General features: G+C 72.2%; 1 protein-coding gene. It reads left to right on the top strand.

Annotated elements, in window-relative coordinates; genetic code table 11:
- Window positions 1-127: 127 nt before the first annotated feature.
- Window positions 128-1,451, top strand: a 1,324-nt coding sequence (gene xylB, locus HMPREF3115_RS17900; protein ID WP_070555481.1) for a xylulokinase, incomplete at its 3' end; no start/stop codon positions are given.

Raw genomic sequence — 1,451 nt, 5'->3', positions numbered from 1 at the left:
CGCGCTGATGCGCGAGCGCACGTGCGCCGGCCGGCCGCGGCGCGCGATGCGGGCGAACCGGCGTTGGCATGCGGCCGGCCGCGGGGCTAAAGTAGCGGCTCCTGACTGACGGAACGGATCGCTATCTATGTATCTCGGCATCGACCTCGGCACTTCGGAAGTGAAAGTGCTGCTGCTGGCCCCGGACGGCTCGGTCGTCGGCACGGCCGGCACGCCGTTCACCGTCTCGCGGCCGTATCCGCGCTGGGCCGAGCAGCATCCGGAAGACTGGTGGCAAGGCACGCTCGCGGCACTCGCGACGCTGCGCGAACGGCATCCGGACGCATTCGTGCAGGTGCGCGGCATCGGCCTGTCCGGCCAGATGCACGGCGCGGTGCTGCTCGGGCGCGACGATCGCGTGCTGCGTCCGGCGATCCTCTGGAACGACATGCGCAGCGCCGACGAATGCGCGCTGCTCACCGAGCGCGCCCCCGATCTGCATGCGCTCGCCGGCAATCTCGCGATGCCCGGATTCACCGCGCCGAAGCTGCTCTGGGTCGCGAAGCACGAACCGCAGGTATTCGCGGCGACGGCATGCGTGCTGATGCCGAAGGACTACCTGCGATTCCGGCTGACCGGCGCGAAGGTGTCCGATCCGTCCGATGCGGCCGGCACGCTGTGGCTCGACGTCGCGCGCCGCGACTGGTCCGACGCGCTGCTCGCCGCGTGCGACATGACGCGCGACCAGATGCCGCGCATCGTCGAAGGCAATGCGCCGTCCGGCACGCTGCGCGCGGACGTCGCACGCGCGCTCGGGCTGTCCGAGGCGGTCGTCGTCGCGGGCGGCGGCGGCGACAACGCGACGAGCGCGCTCGGCATCGGCGCGATCCATGCGGGCGACGGCTTCGTGTCGCTCGGCACGTCGGGCGTGCTGAGCGTCGTCGGCGACCGCTTCATGCCGAACCCCGCCTCGGCCGTGCACGCGTTCTGCCATGCGATCCCCGATCGCTGGCAGCTGATGAGCGTCGTGCTGTCGGCCGCGAGCTGCCTGCGCTGGGTCTGCAAGCTGACCGGCACCGACGAGCCCACGCTGCTCGCCGAAGTCGAAGCGCTCGACGCGGGCGCACTCGCGACCGCGCCGCTGTTCCTGCCGTACCTGTCCGGCGAGCGCACGCCGCACAACGATCCGTATGCGCAAGGCGTGTTCTTCGGGATGACGCATGCGACCGAGCGCGCGCATCTCGGCTATGCGGTGCTCGAAGGCGTGACGCTCGGCCTCGCGGACGGCCTCGACGCGCTGCATGCGGCCGGCGTCGAAACCGATCGGCTGTCGCTGATCGGCGGCGGCGCGCGCAGCGCGTTCTGGGCGCAGCTGATCGCCGATGCACTCAACGTCCGCACGCGCCGGCACGGCGGCGGCGAGACGGGCGCCGCGCTCGGCGCGGCACGGCTCGGCTGGCTCGCGGTCGGCG

This window comes from Burkholderia sp. HMSC10F09 (assembly GCF_001806955.1).
Classification (GTDB): Bacteria; Pseudomonadota; Gammaproteobacteria; order Burkholderiales; family Burkholderiaceae; genus Burkholderia; species Burkholderia multivorans.
This window is presented reverse-complemented; position numbering and strand designations above follow the sequence as displayed.